The following is a 17,027-nucleotide window of genomic DNA, read 5'->3' as shown; positions in this document are numbered from 1 at the left end:
CGACCCAAAAATGCTGAGTTGAGAATTTTAAAGGGTAGATACTTAGAAGTCGGAGAGTCAAGCCGATTTTGACACTTGTTTTTTCGGTTTAGTAGTGCCTTTTTTGACTATAGGGCAGCAAATTCTACGTTTCCGTGGTTGTCCAGTAGGCCACTCTGGAGACTTTCCACGGTTTTTAGGTGGTTGGATTGGGCGGTGTACCAATCGCGGCTAGAATTCCCGACCAAGCCTGAGAGGATGTTTGAAAAGTCCTCTTGTCAGTATCAAAAGTTCTAGATCCTCCTAAATCCCCCTTAGAAAGAGGGACTTTGATTCCGGTTCCCCCCTTTTTAAGGCTAGGGGAGATCTAAAAGTGCTTAAAGTTACAGCAAAATACTTTTCAAACAACCTCTGAGCAACTCAATGAGAGTGTCAATTGAACTGTTGATTTCTTCTGCCAAGGTAATGGATTGTCACAGACAAGATCGCGAGCCACCTAGACTTCATCTCTAAAAGCTGACAAGACTTGAAGTAATCAAATTTTCCAGTTATATTCAGCAATAGCGCTGACAAACTAACTTTTCAGCTATTTGGCGTGATTCAATCCTGGCTGTTGATGCTTGACCATCCATAGTTTTTGATGTCAAAACTTTTACAATCTGTTTGTCAACAAATTTTGTACTTCAGATGAAGCTACTTGAGACTTAAGACTGATTCCTCAATTTATTGCCACCCATAAGATTAAAAAATAGATATATTTTTGCTCGATAGAAAATAACAGAATTTTTCAATTGTTACCATGTCCAACAGTGTTTTGCCTCAAGAGGGTTCTCAACAACAAGTAACATCCCAAACTAAAGTATTACAAGAGTTCCCTGCTGGTGGACTAGATCCAGATAGCTTTGATTGCCAAGAAGTTTGGTATCCTGTTTGTTACATTGAAGACTTAAACAAATCTCAGCCAACTCCCTTCACCTTGCTAGAGCAGAATATTGTTCTATGGTGGGACAAAAATGAACAGACATGGCGAGCATTTATAGATCAATGCCCACACCGTTTAGCGCCGCTTTCGGAAGGCAGAATTAATCATGAGGGATGGCTAGAATGCCCTTATCATGGCTGGGCTTTTTCGGGAACAGGTAAGTGTGAGTTCATACCACAGCAAATACAACGAACAAAGGCAGAAGTTTCTCAACGGGCTTGTGTGGCAACATTAGCCACCGCAGTTTATCAAGGAATGTTGTTCGTATATCCTGGTCGAGCAGAGAATGCAGCTAAAACTAAAGTTCCGATTGTTGAACCACTAGAACAAGACCCAGATGGTTGGATTTGCCTTAACACGTTTAGAGATGTACCCTACGATGCCCTGACATTAATGGAAAACGTTCTTGACACCAGCCATATTCCTTACACTCATCACCGTACCGTCGGTAATCGAGCTAACGTGTCTCCGATAGATTTAGAGATTATAGAATCGGGAAAGTGGGGGTTTAAAGGGACTTGGGCAGAAGGCCCGCGCAAAGGAACTTTAGGGCGGCAGGATACTACGTTTATTGCTCCTGGATTGATGTGGCACGATCTCACCTCCAAGCAGTATGGCAGGACACTAACAGTGGTCTACGCAACTCCTATTCGTAAGGGAGAATGTCGCTTATTTGCTCGCTTCCCCTTCAAGTTCTCATCTAATTTACCAGGACTATTTCTGAAGCTGACTCCGCGCTGGTATTCTCATATTGGTCAAAATCGCGTCCTTGAAGACGATCAGATTTTTTTACATTATCAAGAACGCTATCTCGAAAAACTTGGTGGTAGCGCCAACTTTACTAAAGCTTTTTATTTACCAACCAAGGCAGACCTTTTCGTATTTCAGTTACGTTCTTGGGTAAGGCAATACAAGGCTGAACCATTTAAAGTAGAGTGTCTACCACCACCGCTATCAAAAGAAGTGTTACTCGATAGGTATCATTCACACACAAAAAAATGCGCCAGTTGTAGACCTGCTTTAAATCAGATTCAGCGTTTGAGAGCAGTAGTAGCAGTGACCACAGCCTTAATTTGGGGGGTGCTTCCCTTCTTGATGTTGATTCAGAATCAGATTTCTATTATCACTGTTATTGTTTCAAGCCTAGTTATGATAGTTGGGGTTTTAATTTGGCTTGGTTTGGGCAAGTTGGAGCAACAGTTTTATCAAGGAGGGGAAATCCCACCTAGAAATCTGCCAGAGAAAAATCAGCAGAATTTTCGTTAAAAGGAAATTACCAGCTTGCAGTTGGGTTACGTTTAATTAGTTTACAGTCATACCTTCACTTTTACTAAATCCACATCTGCAAGCCAGATAATTCTACTTTGAGCCAATTCTATTTCTGACAAGGTTGGGGAACGCCACTCTACTGCATAAAGCCAGTTGTTTTTCAGGCAAAAAATCCCTTGAATAATACGACGTGTTGGTTTTTCACCAAAATCAACTTCCACCACATCCCCTAATTCAAAAACTGGTGTCGCAACTGTGGCTTTTTCCACCAACTTTGTCCCCAAAATTTCTGTTTGAGGCAAGTAGAGTATTTGACGACAGCAGACAATGGCATAAATCCATTCCTCTCTCTCCCATTGCACACCACAACAGTAGCCTGATATATCAGAGCTTGATAAAAAGACTTTTTCCAGGATTTGAACTGCTAATGATGGTATGGCTTTTCCCCACGGACCAGAACTATGCCAACAAGATTCTAAAGTGACAATTTGGTTAATCATGCAAAGCAATCTCTTTTTTATACATAAACTACTCTGCTCTTGTCTAATCCGGATGTAATTTCAAAATCCAGTCACAGCAGCAATAAGCGTAAGCTAGTATGACGCATAGCTATTTGGAGTCATATCGATATCGTGTCCGGCTAAAGACTTATCATTTAGACCGCAGGGAGCAGGGGGAAAGAGGCTTTTCCGATTTTTGCACAGATGCGGTAATCATAAGCGATTGACCGGACTTGATATCAGCCAAAGAAGGTAAGGTCTAACGACAAACCTGATGCCAAACAAACAATCCAAGGTAGGGCTCCCTCAAATTCGACTGGCTCATCGCTTTACCTTTACCTAGATTTAACAGTTATATATGTATTCAATTGAATGCAAATGTGAATTCATTTGCTCTCAAAATCAATTTTTATCTCTAGCTTGCAACATGGGTTGAATTTTATACTCATAGTAAGCACATGTTGGACTATCAGCTTTAATCATTACTTCGTGGTGATGACAGTACAAAATTTCGGTGCTTAGTTTGGTAGGGCGGCTCATTGGGCAATCTTCACAACAATTAAGCATAAATTTCGATTATTAAATTAGCAAATTGGCAGTTTTATTTAAACCCAAGCAATCGAAGGAACAGGGAATTTGTCTGTTTAATTTTTAAACTAAAGGTTGCAATCATAAAAGTAACTAAAGATAGATGTATTTTCAACGTAACTAGCAAGCTTGTACAGAAGCCCAAGACCGAAAGATGGGTCATAACAAGTCTATTCCTGAGAGGATCGCAACATTACTCCCGATGTAACCCATTGCTAAAGGCGATTGACTCTTTAACAACAACAGAATCTGATTAAAGATTTGTGGAAGAGTTGCACCATACAAATGCCAGAGCTTTTTCCAAAGTTGAGTTAAAATGCGATCGCCTGCAATATCGTCAGTACCGGGTCGTAGCAACCAATGGGTTCGCAATATCTGAAAATGACGAATATCATGACTCTGCACAACTCGATCGATCTCTTGAACAGTATGTTCTATCAATTCATCTGTCACCACTTTCATGACCAGGGGTTGCAATGTAAATGAGAGTTCATAATCGCTGACCCATTTTTCTAAAAGCGATCGCCTTTCTAAGGCTACAATGCCCTCTAAAACCATCGCTGGGTCAACGGATATCAGCAAATGGGTTTGCAATCGAGAGAATGAGACAGGTTCTTGCCAAATTGCCAACCAGTAGAGAATGTCTTGTTCTAAGCCGGAAAGTTGCTCAAATTGCTGTTTGAGAATTACACGCAAGCGATCGCCTACAATTAGAGTATGCTGACTCAAAAAAGCAGCAACATTCCCCCCAAATACAGACTGAATTAAGGGCGTTACCAGTTTCAGCACCAAGGGATTACCGCGATAAAGTTGAATTAATACTGATAAGCCTAGTTCCTTGCCTGTAAATCCCCTTGATTGTAATAATTCTACAGCCTCTGTTTTTGGCAACCCTTTGAGATTTAAACAGTGATATATTTTGGTATTAGTTTCAATATTATTTGGTTGTTCGCGGCTGCTAATCAGAATACAACTTTGATGCCGTTCTCGACTTAATTGTTGGATAAATTGACCATAGCTGAGGTCTTCTGGCTGCGAGAAAATAGCTTCTAATCCATCTAATATCAACAGACAATGATGTTTTTGTAACTGCTGTATAAGCTGTGCCGTACCTTGTTGAATATTCTGCACAACAACGCCTTGCTCAAAGGAGTTTAGTAGGCTATTCAGTAGGGAAATGAGAGATGGGGAAGTTTGCAGAGACTTCCAAATTAAACAATCAAATTTTAACTGAATGCGGTCTACTAAAGCCAGTGCTAGGGCGGTTTTGCCAATACCAGCAATACCGTTAATAGTGACTAATTTACAGTTTTGGCTGGTAAGCCATTCTTCTAATTGTGCCAATTCCTGATTTCGTCCATAGAAGCTTTCGAGATCGGGTGCTTCATTGCAATCTAAATAAGGTGTGGGGATAACTACAGTAGATTCTAAGTCTGCATTGGATAATTCTGCGATCGCTTCCCAGTTTCCAATACCAACAGCTTGACAGATAGCGATGAAAATTTCTCGCTGGATGCGATCGCCTTGCCAAAATCGGCGTAAAGTAGCTCTAGAGGTATGAGCATCTTGCCACCAGCGTGCGGTGCTAGTTTTTGTCCAACCTAGACGTTGACGTGATTTGTCTACAATTGCTAATCCTGCTGTTGATGCTTTCAGCGAGTTTGACATAACATCTATGGCTCAGATTCCAATTTATTAGATAATTCGGGGATCTGGGAAGGATTTTCAAAAAATTCTAATAAACCAATTGTACCCACAAAAAAAGTATAAATTCCATATTGAATTGGCTTTTGATTTTTCGCGGGTGCATAAAAAGCGGCAATTATTGCTTCAATGAAATGAGCCGATAATACCAAGTGAGCTATTATTAAAACTGGATTTAAGATAATAGGTAGATGATTGTTAGTTGTTAATGCTTGAATATTCCATAGGGGAGCATCCCAGTTTTTTGCAAAGAGGGCGAAAATCAGTCATGATAAATAAAAAGAGTATATTTACTTACAAATGACCCCAGAACAAAAGCAAGCTCAGTGAGATGCTCCCATTGTCATCAATCTTCTAGACTTGATACTGAGGAAAGTATATTAGGGTTGGTAGTACTTCGACAGAACTTGATGGAAGTGAGAAATCCCATATTCAATGTCTGCAAGCTGAAGTACACCATAAGCTTTGGAATGAACACTTGCTTGTAGCGATCGCACCACCCCAAAGTCTTCATTTAACACCCGCTCAAATTCAGGTCGAAATTCATCTTGCTTATAAGGAAATGCTTCAATCTGGGCTTTTGTTTGATAAATAAAAACCTCAAACTTAGTTTTTGTGGGAGATAAAGGGGTCAGCCGAAAAACTGAAACTTTGTCTCTTGCAGTATTAATCATCATATTGGGAAAGATGAACCCCTGGTAAGATTGTCCCCTTGGTTCTCCTGAAAAAGCGGGGTGATCTTTGACAAATTCATCATCTGTAAAAGGAACAAATATCTGATAATGTCGCCCAGTTGGAGTGTAAATAATATTCTTCGGATCGAAACACTTTAAACTTTGGGCATGAACAACTGACAAGTGATAACACTCTAGATAATTCTCAATGGGAAATTTCCAATTGGCTGGCTCTTCATAAAACCAGTGGTCAACCTGCTGAAGTTCCTGCCAACGGTGCTGATATTGCTCTAAGTAAGCTGAAAATCCAGCCAAATAACTTACTAAAGATTCCCCTTCTGCTTCTGAATGAACAAAGATAAAACCACCCCATGTCTCTACTCTTCCCTTAGCTAGATAGACAGCCGACTTATCTAAATTGGGAAAACACTCAGCGCGAGGTAAACCTTTAAGATTGCCTTCATAATTGAAGTTCCAACCATGATACGGACAACGCACCCGTTGACAATGACCCTGCCCTTGCAACATCTGCGCTCCGCGATGCGGACAAACATTGTGCATCCCTCGCAATATGCCATTATTATCTCGAATCACGAACATGGGCTGATCGCCAACTTGGCAAGTTAAATAGTCCCCAGGATTAGGTAGATCGGATTCACGTCCTACAAACTGCCAGGTGTTACGCCAGATAGTTTGCTGCTCATAAGCAAAAATTTGCTCGCTAAAGTAGTAACCACCAGGTAGTCCAAATTTTGGTTTATTAGTATTAGGAGTTTCATCCACGAATGATGGATAGGTAAAGATATTCATAGTATTAAGTTCTATTTAATCAGTGGTGTTGAGCGATCGCTGTACTCAGAACAACTTCAGATGAGATTGCCTCTTGCGCTAATTCCTGCCACCAGACCTGCATTGCATCAATCATTGCTCGGAACCCTGCTGCAAACTCTCCAAATTCTTCGGGTTGTATGTAGGCTGCCACAGATGTTCTTAAGCCCGCTTCATGTTCAATTTCCCACTCATCTAAATGTTTGCTAAAGAAATATTGCAAATCTTTGGGGATTGCTCCTTCGTGCAACCACTCTACAAGTTTCACAATCAGAGTTAACTCAGGAATTGAGGTTGCCTCGATCGCATAGGTTGCCCCAAGCACATAGTCTACTTGGCGATCGAATAGCGATAGCACAGTTCTTAGCAGTTTGGATGTAGCAACTGACGGCATTGTATTTTTCACAGCAACACCCAGCCCTTCTTCCAGCCCGTCAGCTAAAAGCGTGTAATGAGAGATTCCTCCAGTTGTGCTACCCATTTCTTCATCTATGTTTTCTTGAAGTTCCTGAGCTACACCGTTCCATCCTGCACCTAGGGCTTTCCGTCTTGCTAACTCTGTGAAACCCACCAACTCCTTTGGAAAAATCGAATATTGCTGCATGACATAAGCAATCTGAGCAAAGCTTGCTTGACTCAGCATTTGTACAACAGGATTTTCTGTAATGCTAAATGCCACATAATCCTGAGCGAGCAGTTGATTAAGCTGCTTTGTTAAGTGATTAAATTCCATTAAAATTTTAGTCCTTTGTTATAGATTTTCTAAATGCCAATCTAGCTTTAAAATTTGCTATAAATTAACGTAAAACTGACATTTTATATAACCAAAATAACTTTTATAACTTTATAAATCTTGAGTAAAGGCACTGAAAGTAACTAAATAATTAAGTTGATTTAAATTAGTATTTATACTAGAAAATAGCCTAAATTATAACTATTTTAGTAATTTAATTTTTGCAAAAAGACTATTTTGTAAAATTAAGTCCAATAGCAATCATTTGACGAATTGTAAATAGAGATATTGCCTATTAATTATTCTTTTCTTAATTAAACACAACATTATTTTGATAGTCCGAAGTTGCTCATGGGTAATCTAGGTTAGACAAAGACCTGCGCGAACCAAGATTTACCACTCATGAAGATACATCCATCTAGCAAAGTCCGTGCATTTTCATTACAGCTTGTTCTGGTCGTTCCTTTCGTATTGCAACTTTTTAGCATCGTGGGGCTGGTCGGGTATCTGTCGTTTAAAAATGGCGAGAAAGCAGTGAACGATCTAGCGGATCAGTTGATGGAGCGAACCAGTGGTGAGGTAAATCAACATTTAGATGCTTACCTGTCGATTCCTCATAAAGTTATCCAGTTAAATGCGGATGCAATTCGCATGGGATTGCTGAATGTGCGCGATCGCCTCAAGGTTGGCAAGTACTTCTGGCACGAAATGCAAGCCTATGACCTAACCTTTATCAGCTTGAACCTAGCAACTGGGGAAGGAACTGGAGCCGGCCGTTACGATGGCAAAACGGTGACAATCGATGATAATGCGATCAAAACGCCAAGTCTGCCGAAAAATACGAAAACTTACTTAACAGATAATGATGGCAACCCAACCAAAGTGATGACGACCAGTACTTGGGATACCCTCAATGAACTTGCCTACACTGAACCTGTCAAAGCCGGGAAACCTATCTGGGTTCGCATTTATACTTATTACGATCCTGCTTATCCCCCTTATATTGTGGCATCCGCAGGTCGTCCGATTTATGATGCCAGCAAAAAACTGATTGGTGTTGTGGGGGCTGAAATTCACCTGTTGAAACTCAGTGAATTTTTACAAAAATTAGATGTCAGCCGCTTCGGACAAGTTTTTATTATGGAGCGTGATGGTATGTTAGTTGCCAATTCTGCTCAAGAAAAGCCTTTTACCGTAGTCAATAACGAAATTAAACGCCTTAAAGCGATCGACAGCCCCAATCCGGTGCTACAAAGCATTGCCAAGCAGCTTCAGCAGCGCATTCCAAATTTCCAGTCCGTTGCCAATACCCAAAAACTGAAAATTAATGTTCAAGGAGAAAATTTCTACGTGCATGTTGTACCTTGGCGTGACCAACATGGTTTGGACTGGTTAGTGGTAGTTGGTACTCCGGAAAAAACTTACATGGCGCAAATCTATGCCAACACCCAAATTAGCATCCTGCTGTGTTTTGGGGCACTGATAGTAGCAACGATGATTGGCATATTTACCTCGCGTCGGATTGCAGATCCGATCTTGCGTTTGAATCAGACCACCCAAGCAATAGCATTTGGTGATTTAGAGCAGACACTCCCAGAGGGCAATATCCATGAACTCAACACTCTTGCCCACTCTTTTAATCACATGGGAGGGCAATTACGCGAATCCTTTATTGCTTTAGAAAACAGTAATGCCGAACTAGAAGCGCGAGTCGAAGAACGAACTGTTGAACTCAAAACAGCCATGAGCGAATTGCAGCGTACCCAAGCACAAGTACTCCAAAGTGAAAAAATGTCTAGCCTGGGCCAACTAGTAGCAGGTATTGCCCATGAAATCAATAACCCAGTCAACTTTATTCACGGCAATATTACTCACTTGGATGAATATACTCAAAACTTGTTACAGATGATTTATCTCTACCAAGAACGCTATTCTAGTCATGACCCAGAAATTCAAGCATTAGCAGAGGAAATCGATCTAGAATTTCTCATTGAAGATTTGCAAAAGATACTGCCTTCAATGAAAATGGGGACTGAGAGGATTCGTAATATTGTGCGATCGCTGCGGAATTTTTCGCGTATGGATGAAGCAGAATTTAAAGCCGTTGATATTCATGAAGGCATCGAAAGTACGCTTTTAATTCTGCAACATCGCCTCAAAGATAAACCAGACCGTCCAGCAATTGAAGTTGTTAAAAATTATGGCAACTTGCCGCAAGTGGAATGCTATCCTGGTCAACTCAACCAAGTATTAATGAATGTTCTGGTAAATGCAATGGATGCCCTTGATGAGTTGGATATCAAGCGTACCTCTCAACAGATAGAGAAAAATCCCAGTCAAATTACTATTCGTACTTCAGTAGTTGATTCACAATCAATAGAAATTGCGATCGCTGATAACGCACAAGGAATGCCAGAATCGGTTCAAAACCGGATCTTCGATCCATTTTTTACTACCAAACCTGTAGGCAAAGGAACAGGCATGGGTATGGCAATCAGCTACCAAATCATTACGGAAAAACATGGTGGGAAATTGCTATGTTTTTCTAGCCTTGGGCAAGGCACTAATTTCATAATTCAAGTGCCTATCCGACAACAAGCTCCTGAACACGTCCTCAAAGTATAGAGCAATCGCATCATTTATTGCAATTGTTAAACCAATGACTGGAGTGATATTCAATACTACAAATGCTTCCGCAGCAATAACTCCAATTTTTCTTTTGTCGCCGCTGGTGCTTTATCCAATTGAGTCAAAATTCCATACTTCAAAGCCGAATGCGCCTCACTGGTTGGTGGATTTTCACTCAACCGCCGCACAGTTTCTTGAATCACCTTTTGAGCATTCACCGCATTCCGCAGCAAATTTCCAATTACCATTTCCACGAACAAATTTGTTCAAGTGGTTCTGGTTCGGTTGAATCTGCCGTTAAACAGGTTGACTGTCGAACAAAAATTTCCGGGGCACAATGGAAACAAGAAAATTTGCCTCAAGTCCTTGCCCATTGATGTGCTTACCTTAATGGATTATTGTCGGTTTGAGCCACTTTAAAAAGTGAGATGCTCCCATTCCATAGTTCTAAGCCTATTGCAGTTGCGATCGCTACTATTGATATTACTTTTATAACAGGGAATACTTTTTCTTTGACATATTTTAAATTCATGTTAGTTTCCAATATTTTGTTTTAAATCTTCACATTTTTATGAAAAGACAAGGATATAAGTTTGCCTTGAAATGATGCGATCGCCTTGCCAAAATCAGTGTAAAGTAGCTTTAGAAATGAGTACTGCTAGTTTTTGTCTAACCAAGATGTTGGTGCGCTCGGTCTAGAAATTCTCCTATTTACCACTAAACCCATCACTGAGCATCAACTGAGCACAAAACTGAGCATATCTCCCAGAAAAACCCGCCTACGCTAGAGACAGCAAACAAAAGCGTCAGGTAAAAATTATGACTCAAACCCTAGAACAACAAACCAGTGGCTTATATCTGCAAAACTCCAGCCAACAGATTGCTTTTCCCCTCAAACACACCGAAGTAAAAGCCAAAATCGCTGGTAACATCTCACGGGTGGAAGTTACCCAAAGCTTTGAAAATCCATTTACCACAACCCTAGAAGCCGTTTATATCTTCCCCTTACCCGATGAAGCTGCCGTTGATGATATGCTGATTCACATAGGCGATCGCACAATTCAAGGCAGCATCAAAAAACGCCAAGAAGCTGTAGCCATCTACGAACAAGCCAGAAAACAAGGACAGACAGCCGGACTCCTCGAACAAGAACGAGACAATATCTTTACCCAATCCCTGGCAAACATCAAACCAGGCGAACAAATCGATGTGATTATTCGTTACAGCGACAGCCTAAAATTTGAGGGGGGAAATTACGAGTTTGTCTTCCCAATGGTTGTTGGCCCCCGTTACATTCCCGGAATCACCATCGAAGAAGATGCAGTTGGGGGTGGTTCAGCTATTGCACCGATGACTCAAAATCAAGATACCGATTTAGTTCCAGATGCTTCTCGCTTAAACGCTCCCATTTTGCCAGCAGGAATGCGATCGCGTCATGATATTAATGTCACCATAGAAATTAATGCTGGCATTGAGATTCAGGATATTAACTCACCCTCTCACCAAATCCAAATTATCCGTGAAGGACAGTTGGTAAATGTCAAATTAGGAGGTGGAGACACCATACCCAACAAAGACCTAATTTTACGCTATCAAGTTGCCAGTAATAACATCCAAACAACCACGCTGACTCAAGCTGATGAACGGGGCGGACACTTCGCACTATACCTGATTCCCGCCTTTGAGTACCGTCCTGATGAGATTGTCGCCAAAGATATGGTGTTTCTCATCGACTCCTCCGGTTCTCAAAGTGGCGAACCACTGATGCAATGTCAGGAATTGATGCGTCGTTTTATCAATGGACTCAATCCCGACGACACCTTCAACATTATTGATTTTTCCGATACCACACAGCAACTTTCACCCGTTCCTCTCCCCAATACTTCTGCAAATCGCTTATTAGCAATCAACTATATCAATCGCTTAAACGCTGGCGGTGGAACAGAGATGTTAGGCGGTATTCGCACCGTCTTAAACTTAAAAGCCACAAATCCGGGACGCTTGCGAAATATTGTTTTACTAACTGATGGCTATATCGGCAACGAAAACCAAATTTTAGCAGAAGTTAAACAACGTCTCCAGCCAGGAACACGCCTCCATAGCTTTGGTGCAGGTAGTTCGGTGAATCGTTTCTTACTCAATCGGATTGCAGAATTAGGACGGGGTATTGCTCGGATTATTCGCCACGATGAACCTGTAGATGAGGTGGTAGAAAAATTCTTCCGCCAAATCAATAATCCAGTCCTCGCCAATATTCAATTGCAATGGGAAGGTGATGGGGAATCTCCAATCATGTATCCCTCTACACCACCAGATTTATTTGCAGAGCAACCGTTAGTGCTATTTGGACGCAAACCAGACGCGCATTCTGGAAAGTTGCACGTTACTGGAATTGCTGCGGGTGGTAGGCGTTATCAGCACAGTTTTCACCTGAATTTTCCCCAAACAGGTAATCCCGCTATTGCTCAACTTTGGGGACGTTCCCGCATCAAGGATTTAATGAATCAAATGGTGAGTGGAGACACAAAGGGAGGTGTGGAAGCAGTGACAGATACGGCTCTGACTTATCAACTGTTATCGCAATATACCGCTTTTGTTGCCGTCAGCGATGATATCAGAGTCAATCCCAACCGAGATTTTATATCTGTGCAAGTACCTGTAGAAATCCCTGAAGCAATCAGTCATGAAGGTATTTTTAGTAACCTAAGTTTTGGTGCTGCTCCTGGGGGTGGAATGGTAAGCAGTCGCCAGCAGGCGAAGAAACAATCTGCACCACCCTTGCCATCCCCTGTGTTTGCGCCATCAAAACCGATACAACGGTTTGAAGAAATGGAGTCATTAGCGATGGAATTCGATATTCCAGCATCAGAGCCAGAAATCGGATTTGCAGATGATGATGGCTTTAGTAATCTTGATAGCCTGTTATCAGTTCCCGAAAGAGCGATGCCACAATTTGAAAATTTAAAAGCTTTACAGAAAGAAGAATCTTCTGTACCTCGTTTACAGGTTGTCAGCGTAACGGGATTGAATCAAGAGATAATTTCTCTGCTGACTCAATACTTGCAATCAATTCAACTCCCTAGAGGTTTTGGTGGTGATTTGGTGTTTGAATTCCAACTTAGCCAGGGACGGGTGAGACAGTTGCTGCTGGATGAGCAGGCTTCATCCCTGAAGGAACGGACAGTGATTGAATTAATGAGGCGATCGCTTTTAGCTTGGCTACCCGAAGAGATACTCACCAGTACTGTGCTGTTAACACTCCGGATTCAACCGTAATCGATCCTTTATCAATATAGTAAAGAGCGATCGCCAACAATGTACCGCAGGCGATCGCTCTTTTGATGTGAGTTTTAAAACGCCTTTTGTAAAATGACCAACTATTTGACCAGAATGACAGATTGTTTAGACATCTCCGAAAACTACAAGTTGAATGTGGTAGTAAAAAATTAACTAAGCTGTTCCACATTTTAATTGCATAACCTGGGCAGGCAAGATGCCCACTCCACAATAGTTATGTTTAATTCAATTTTGAAATACCCATATCATGAGACAACTAATGTCAAAACTCTAGATTGATTTATTTGGGATTGAAATGAGAATGAGCGAGTTTGACTCCAGTTTTGCCCTTTTACCGTTACCTGGTACTGTCCAAAGAAAGCACGGGTTGAGAATTGACCATTCTGATTGGTGATCCCACTCGCTCGAGTCCACCATTGCTGGAAAACTAGCTCTTCATAGACTTTTGCAGCCAGTTTTGGTTGGAAGTTTCTGTCAAAAATAGCTGCTTGAGGTACCCAATGGGCCTTCTGGCAGAATCCCCACATGAGAATTCCCTTAACCATTGGGTGGGCAAAAGCGATTTGATACAGATTAAGCAGAATTTTTGCTTGTTCCTGCTCAGTATTTGCAAGTGTAGAAAATTCTGTGATCTTAATTGGTAAATTGAATTGTGCTAACGTATCTAGACTGTGTTGGATCTGTGCTGGTGTGATTTTTTCTCTTAAAATGTGTGCCTGAATCCCAATCCCTCCAATTGGGACTCCTTGCGCCAGTAATGAACGAATCTGTTGAACATAGTCATCCAATCTTCTACCATTCAGGATGTCGTAATCATTAACATATAGTACTGCATTCGGATCGGCAGCATGGCATCGCTCGAACATTGTTTTGACAATATCTTCACCTAAGCGCTGCCTAAAAAAATCACCATGTAGCATCTCATTTAAAACATCATATTCACGAATTCGCCCTCGATAGCGATCGCAAATTTCTGTTGCTCGCCGTTCAACAGCAAGTCGCAGTTCTTGCTTGGAAAGAGATTTCAACCAAGGCTGGTTCCATTTCTCCACCTCCCAAAAAAGTGCATGTCCGCGTAATGGTAGAGAATGGGTTTCACTCCAGCTTAAAATTCGATCCGCATCTACATAATTGACGTGTCCCTGTTGTTCTTCAGTTGCATACCACTTGAGAGCATTTTCATGCACAGTGCCATTGAAAAGTTGCCTAGAAAGATTAAAATACTGAGCTTGATCGTTAGGATTAGCGCCTTGAGCAAACATTTGAGTACTGAGCGCTGTACCAAACTCAAATTCATGAGCAACCTGCTCAAGTTTAACTTCGACACCGGAGACTGGCTGCTGCTGAGAATTAACAACCTGGATAACCATATTTCCTGTACGAGTTCGATCAATTTGCTCTGACAATCTGAGTTGATTGGCTTGCATAAAGGATAAAGGAGTGAGTCTTTCTGTGAAAATTGAACTCTGGTTCACCAAAAGTATGCTTAAGCACAATGCTAATAGTAAATATTGTCCAAATTTAAGCATTACTAAAGAGTTATTTTATTCAACTAGCCCTAGCTAACGAAGTATATTTACTTAAACAGAATATGAAAAAACTGCAAAAGTATAGGCTGATAATCGTTCAGTCATACCAATTGAGAAGCGATCTTGCTTGAATGGTGGAGGCTATCATTGCCAGGAAAGAGTCTAAATTTCCAGGCTTCTTGCGCTGTTTCCACCAAGTCATTTCGGTATACAGCACCTCAACCAATTTACGCTGTTGTTCAGTTTCAAGCTGGATAAATTGCAAAGCAATCCCGAACTTATCCTTCTTGACGAAAAAACGCACAATCTCCGCCTGTATGGAAAAGCCATACTCCACAAATGTAACCTCGACAATCGATGTATTGAGGGCGACATCTGACGTAATCAATACAACTCTGGCTCCACTTTCAGAAAGGTTTTGAGTGTAACCCAAAAAAACTTGATCTTTGGCTGTAATCTTACAAGTTGTTTTTAAAGGGAAACGATCCATTGTCCGCCGAATTGGTTGGTCGATAGCCGATAGAATAGCTACTCCCATAAATAGAACATTGTAAAAAAGCCAGAATATTAATACACCTGAACTTTCATCCAAAGTTAACCAAACTCCAAGTTGTACCCCAAAAAGATGCAATCCAATAATCAATCCCGACAATGCTAAAAGAATAATCAGTGGCAATGTATGATTGAAATTGTAATTCTTTCGATCTGCCTTGACCCCTTTACGAGTAGCCCGACTTGCTTTTGCAAAAGGATTGCGGATAATGAGACTCAATCGTTTGAGTGCTGGAAAACAAAAGATTGTTTCGTATACTTCGTTCCAAAAGTAAGAAACTCGGTAATTTGATGCCCAACCATAAATTGCAATATGCAACAACCAGAATGGCATGAAGTAGTAGAGAATTTCAGGCAGGGTTGCAATAAAGGGTGAAATTCCAAGGTAGGCACTGCACAGAGGTGCCAATATAAAAACAGCTCGAAACACTGATTGAAAGCAATAAATAAGCTGCGATATGCTGTAGCTTTTTTGAATCCAGTTAAGTTTCGACCAAATCGGAATATCATCACCGCAAAAGTAAACCTGAAAATTTCCTTGTAACCAGCGAAGTCGCTGATCGATATAATCTGTATAGGTTCGAGTTGATTCTCCTGTACTAAGAACTTCATTGAGAAAAATCAGTCGAAAACCGTGCGTCAACATTCGTAAAGATGTTTGAAAGTCTTCAACGCAGCATCGAGTGTAATAACCTCCAATTGCATCGAGACAACTTCGTCGAACAACATAGGAACTACCACAGCAAATCACACTATTGCCCACATCTCGGTTTGATTGCTGTAACCCATAGAAATGCTCTAAATCATTGGGTAGAAAATTTTCTAACCCTAAATTACGAGCATGATAGTCCGGATTGTAAAAGTATTGTGGAGTCTGAACAAGAGAAGTTTCTGGATTTTGAAAAAAGCCAACTGTTCGAGTCAAAAAGTTTTTGAATGGCACAAAATCTGCATCGATAGGTACAATCAATTCACCGCCAATATACTTCAACGCATTATTTAAGTTACCAGCCTTTGCATGGGTATTATCTGGGCGAGTGATGTATTCACATCCCAATTCCTCTGCCAGCTCTTTAATATGAGGGCGGCGAGTATCATCCAAAATATAAATAGTTTTGTTGAGATACTCCATTGCCTGACAGCCGATAACAGTTCGGCGAACAATATAGTCTGGCTCATTATAAGTAGGAACCAGCACATCAACCGAGGGAAGATATTGGGTGGAAAGAACAGCTTGAGAATATTGATTCGCCTCTGCACTTCGTAATTTTGAGGTTGACCAAATAGTTTGCAGTGTATATAAGCAGCAAGAAAAAAAGGAAATTACCTCTAAAATGTAAATTGTTAAAGAAAAAACTATACTAGCTGGATGGGAAAAATTTAAGGTGACAACTGTTCGCCAGGTAAAGTAACGTGTTGCCAGAAATAATAGGATTAATTTCATGACAAAGCGGCTACTATTTGTAGATCGAATAAATCGGAGACAAACACAAATTAGAAGAACAGCAACAATAGGAAATGATAGCTCCCAATCAATGGATGGTACCTGTAATACAGTTGGCAATAATCGAGTAATTGTTGGGTTGACTTCATAGGTTGGAAAAAACGTCGGCCCTGTGCTTGTCCAACCACTAATAAATACTGTTGATACAAATACAAAGGCACTGATGATAAATAGTGTCCAGACCCATGAAGAAGAGGCTTTTTGAGGATCAGTTTTCGTCATTGTTATAACAGTAGTAAAAACTCAAAATTCCTTGAGAA

General features: G+C 40.9%; 9 protein-coding genes and 2 pseudogenes. 4 read left to right on the top strand and 7 right to left on the bottom strand.

Features of this window, described 5'->3' with window-relative positions:
- Positions 1-778 precede the first annotated feature (778 nt).
- Positions 779-2,227 carry an aromatic ring-hydroxylating dioxygenase subunit alpha gene (locus tag NPUN_RS33105; RefSeq protein WP_012412708.1) on the top strand — a complete coding sequence of 483 codons (1,449 nt, stop codon included), beginning with the start codon at positions 779-781 and terminating at the stop codon, positions 2,225-2,227.
- Between the two features lie 47 nt (positions 2,228-2,274).
- Here NPUN_RS33105 and NPUN_RS33100 read toward each other — a convergent pair whose 3' ends face one another.
- The 4 genes from NPUN_RS33100 to NPUN_RS33080 form a co-directional block, all read right to left on the bottom strand.
- On the bottom strand, positions 2,275-2,730 hold the full coding sequence (locus tag NPUN_RS33100) for a DUF1392 domain-containing protein (protein WP_012412707.1): 456 nt from the start codon (positions 2,728-2,730) through the stop codon (positions 2,275-2,277).
- Positions 2,731-3,477: 747 nt separating this feature from the next.
- Positions 3,478-4,986: an NB-ARC domain-containing protein gene (locus NPUN_RS33095; RefSeq protein ID WP_012412706.1), complete on the bottom strand. Its 1,509-nt coding sequence runs from the start codon at positions 4,984-4,986 to the stop codon at positions 3,478-3,480.
- 416 nt (positions 4,987-5,402) lie between these two features.
- Positions 5,403-6,506, bottom strand: a complete 1,104-nt coding sequence (locus NPUN_RS33085) for an aromatic ring-hydroxylating oxygenase subunit alpha (RefSeq protein ID WP_012412704.1) — start codon at positions 6,504-6,506, stop codon at positions 5,403-5,405.
- 19 nt (positions 6,507-6,525) lie between these two features.
- Positions 6,526-7,257: a DUF3865 domain-containing protein gene (locus NPUN_RS33080; RefSeq protein WP_012412703.1), complete on the bottom strand. Its 732-nt coding sequence runs from the start codon at positions 7,255-7,257 to the stop codon at positions 6,526-6,528.
- Between the two features lie 402 nt (positions 7,258-7,659).
- Here NPUN_RS33080 and NPUN_RS33075 point away from each other — a divergent pair, with 402 nt between their 5' ends.
- Positions 7,660-9,882: a sensor histidine kinase gene (locus NPUN_RS33075; protein ID WP_012412702.1), complete on the top strand. Its 2,223-nt coding sequence runs from the start codon at positions 7,660-7,662 to the stop codon at positions 9,880-9,882.
- Between the two features lie 56 nt (positions 9,883-9,938).
- Here NPUN_RS33075 and NPUN_RS33070 read toward each other — a convergent pair.
- Positions 9,939-10,139: pseudogene (locus NPUN_RS33070) on the bottom strand (S-methyl-5'-thioadenosine phosphorylase); the annotation flags it as partial.
- Here NPUN_RS33070 and NPUN_RS41180 point away from each other — a divergent pair.
- Together NPUN_RS41180 and NPUN_RS33065 are read left to right on the top strand one after the other, a co-directional pair.
- A pseudogene (locus NPUN_RS41180) lies at positions 10,140-10,262 on the top strand (ISKra4 family transposase); the annotation flags it as partial.
- 442 nt (positions 10,263-10,704) lie between these two features.
- On the top strand, positions 10,705-13,161 hold the full coding sequence (locus NPUN_RS33065; RefSeq protein ID WP_012412701.1) for a VIT domain-containing protein: 2,457 nt from the start codon (positions 10,705-10,707) through the stop codon (positions 13,159-13,161).
- 266 nt (positions 13,162-13,427) lie between these two features.
- Here NPUN_RS33065 and NPUN_RS33060 read toward each other — a convergent pair whose 3' ends face one another.
- Both NPUN_RS33060 and NPUN_RS33055 read right to left on the bottom strand, forming a co-directional pair.
- Complete coding sequence (locus NPUN_RS33060) at positions 13,428-14,657, bottom strand: endo-1,4-beta-xylanase (protein ID WP_202947525.1); 1,230 nt, start codon at positions 14,655-14,657, stop codon at positions 13,428-13,430.
- 151 nt (positions 14,658-14,808) lie between these two features.
- Complete coding sequence (locus NPUN_RS33055; protein ID WP_012412699.1) at positions 14,809-16,989, bottom strand: glycosyltransferase; 2,181 nt, start codon at positions 16,987-16,989, stop codon at positions 14,809-14,811.
- Positions 16,990-17,027: the final 38 nt, after the last annotated feature.

This window comes from Nostoc punctiforme PCC 73102 (assembly GCF_000020025.1).
GTDB lineage: Bacteria > Cyanobacteriota > Cyanobacteriia > Cyanobacteriales > Nostocaceae > Nostoc > Nostoc punctiforme.
This window is presented reverse-complemented; position numbering and strand designations above follow the sequence as displayed.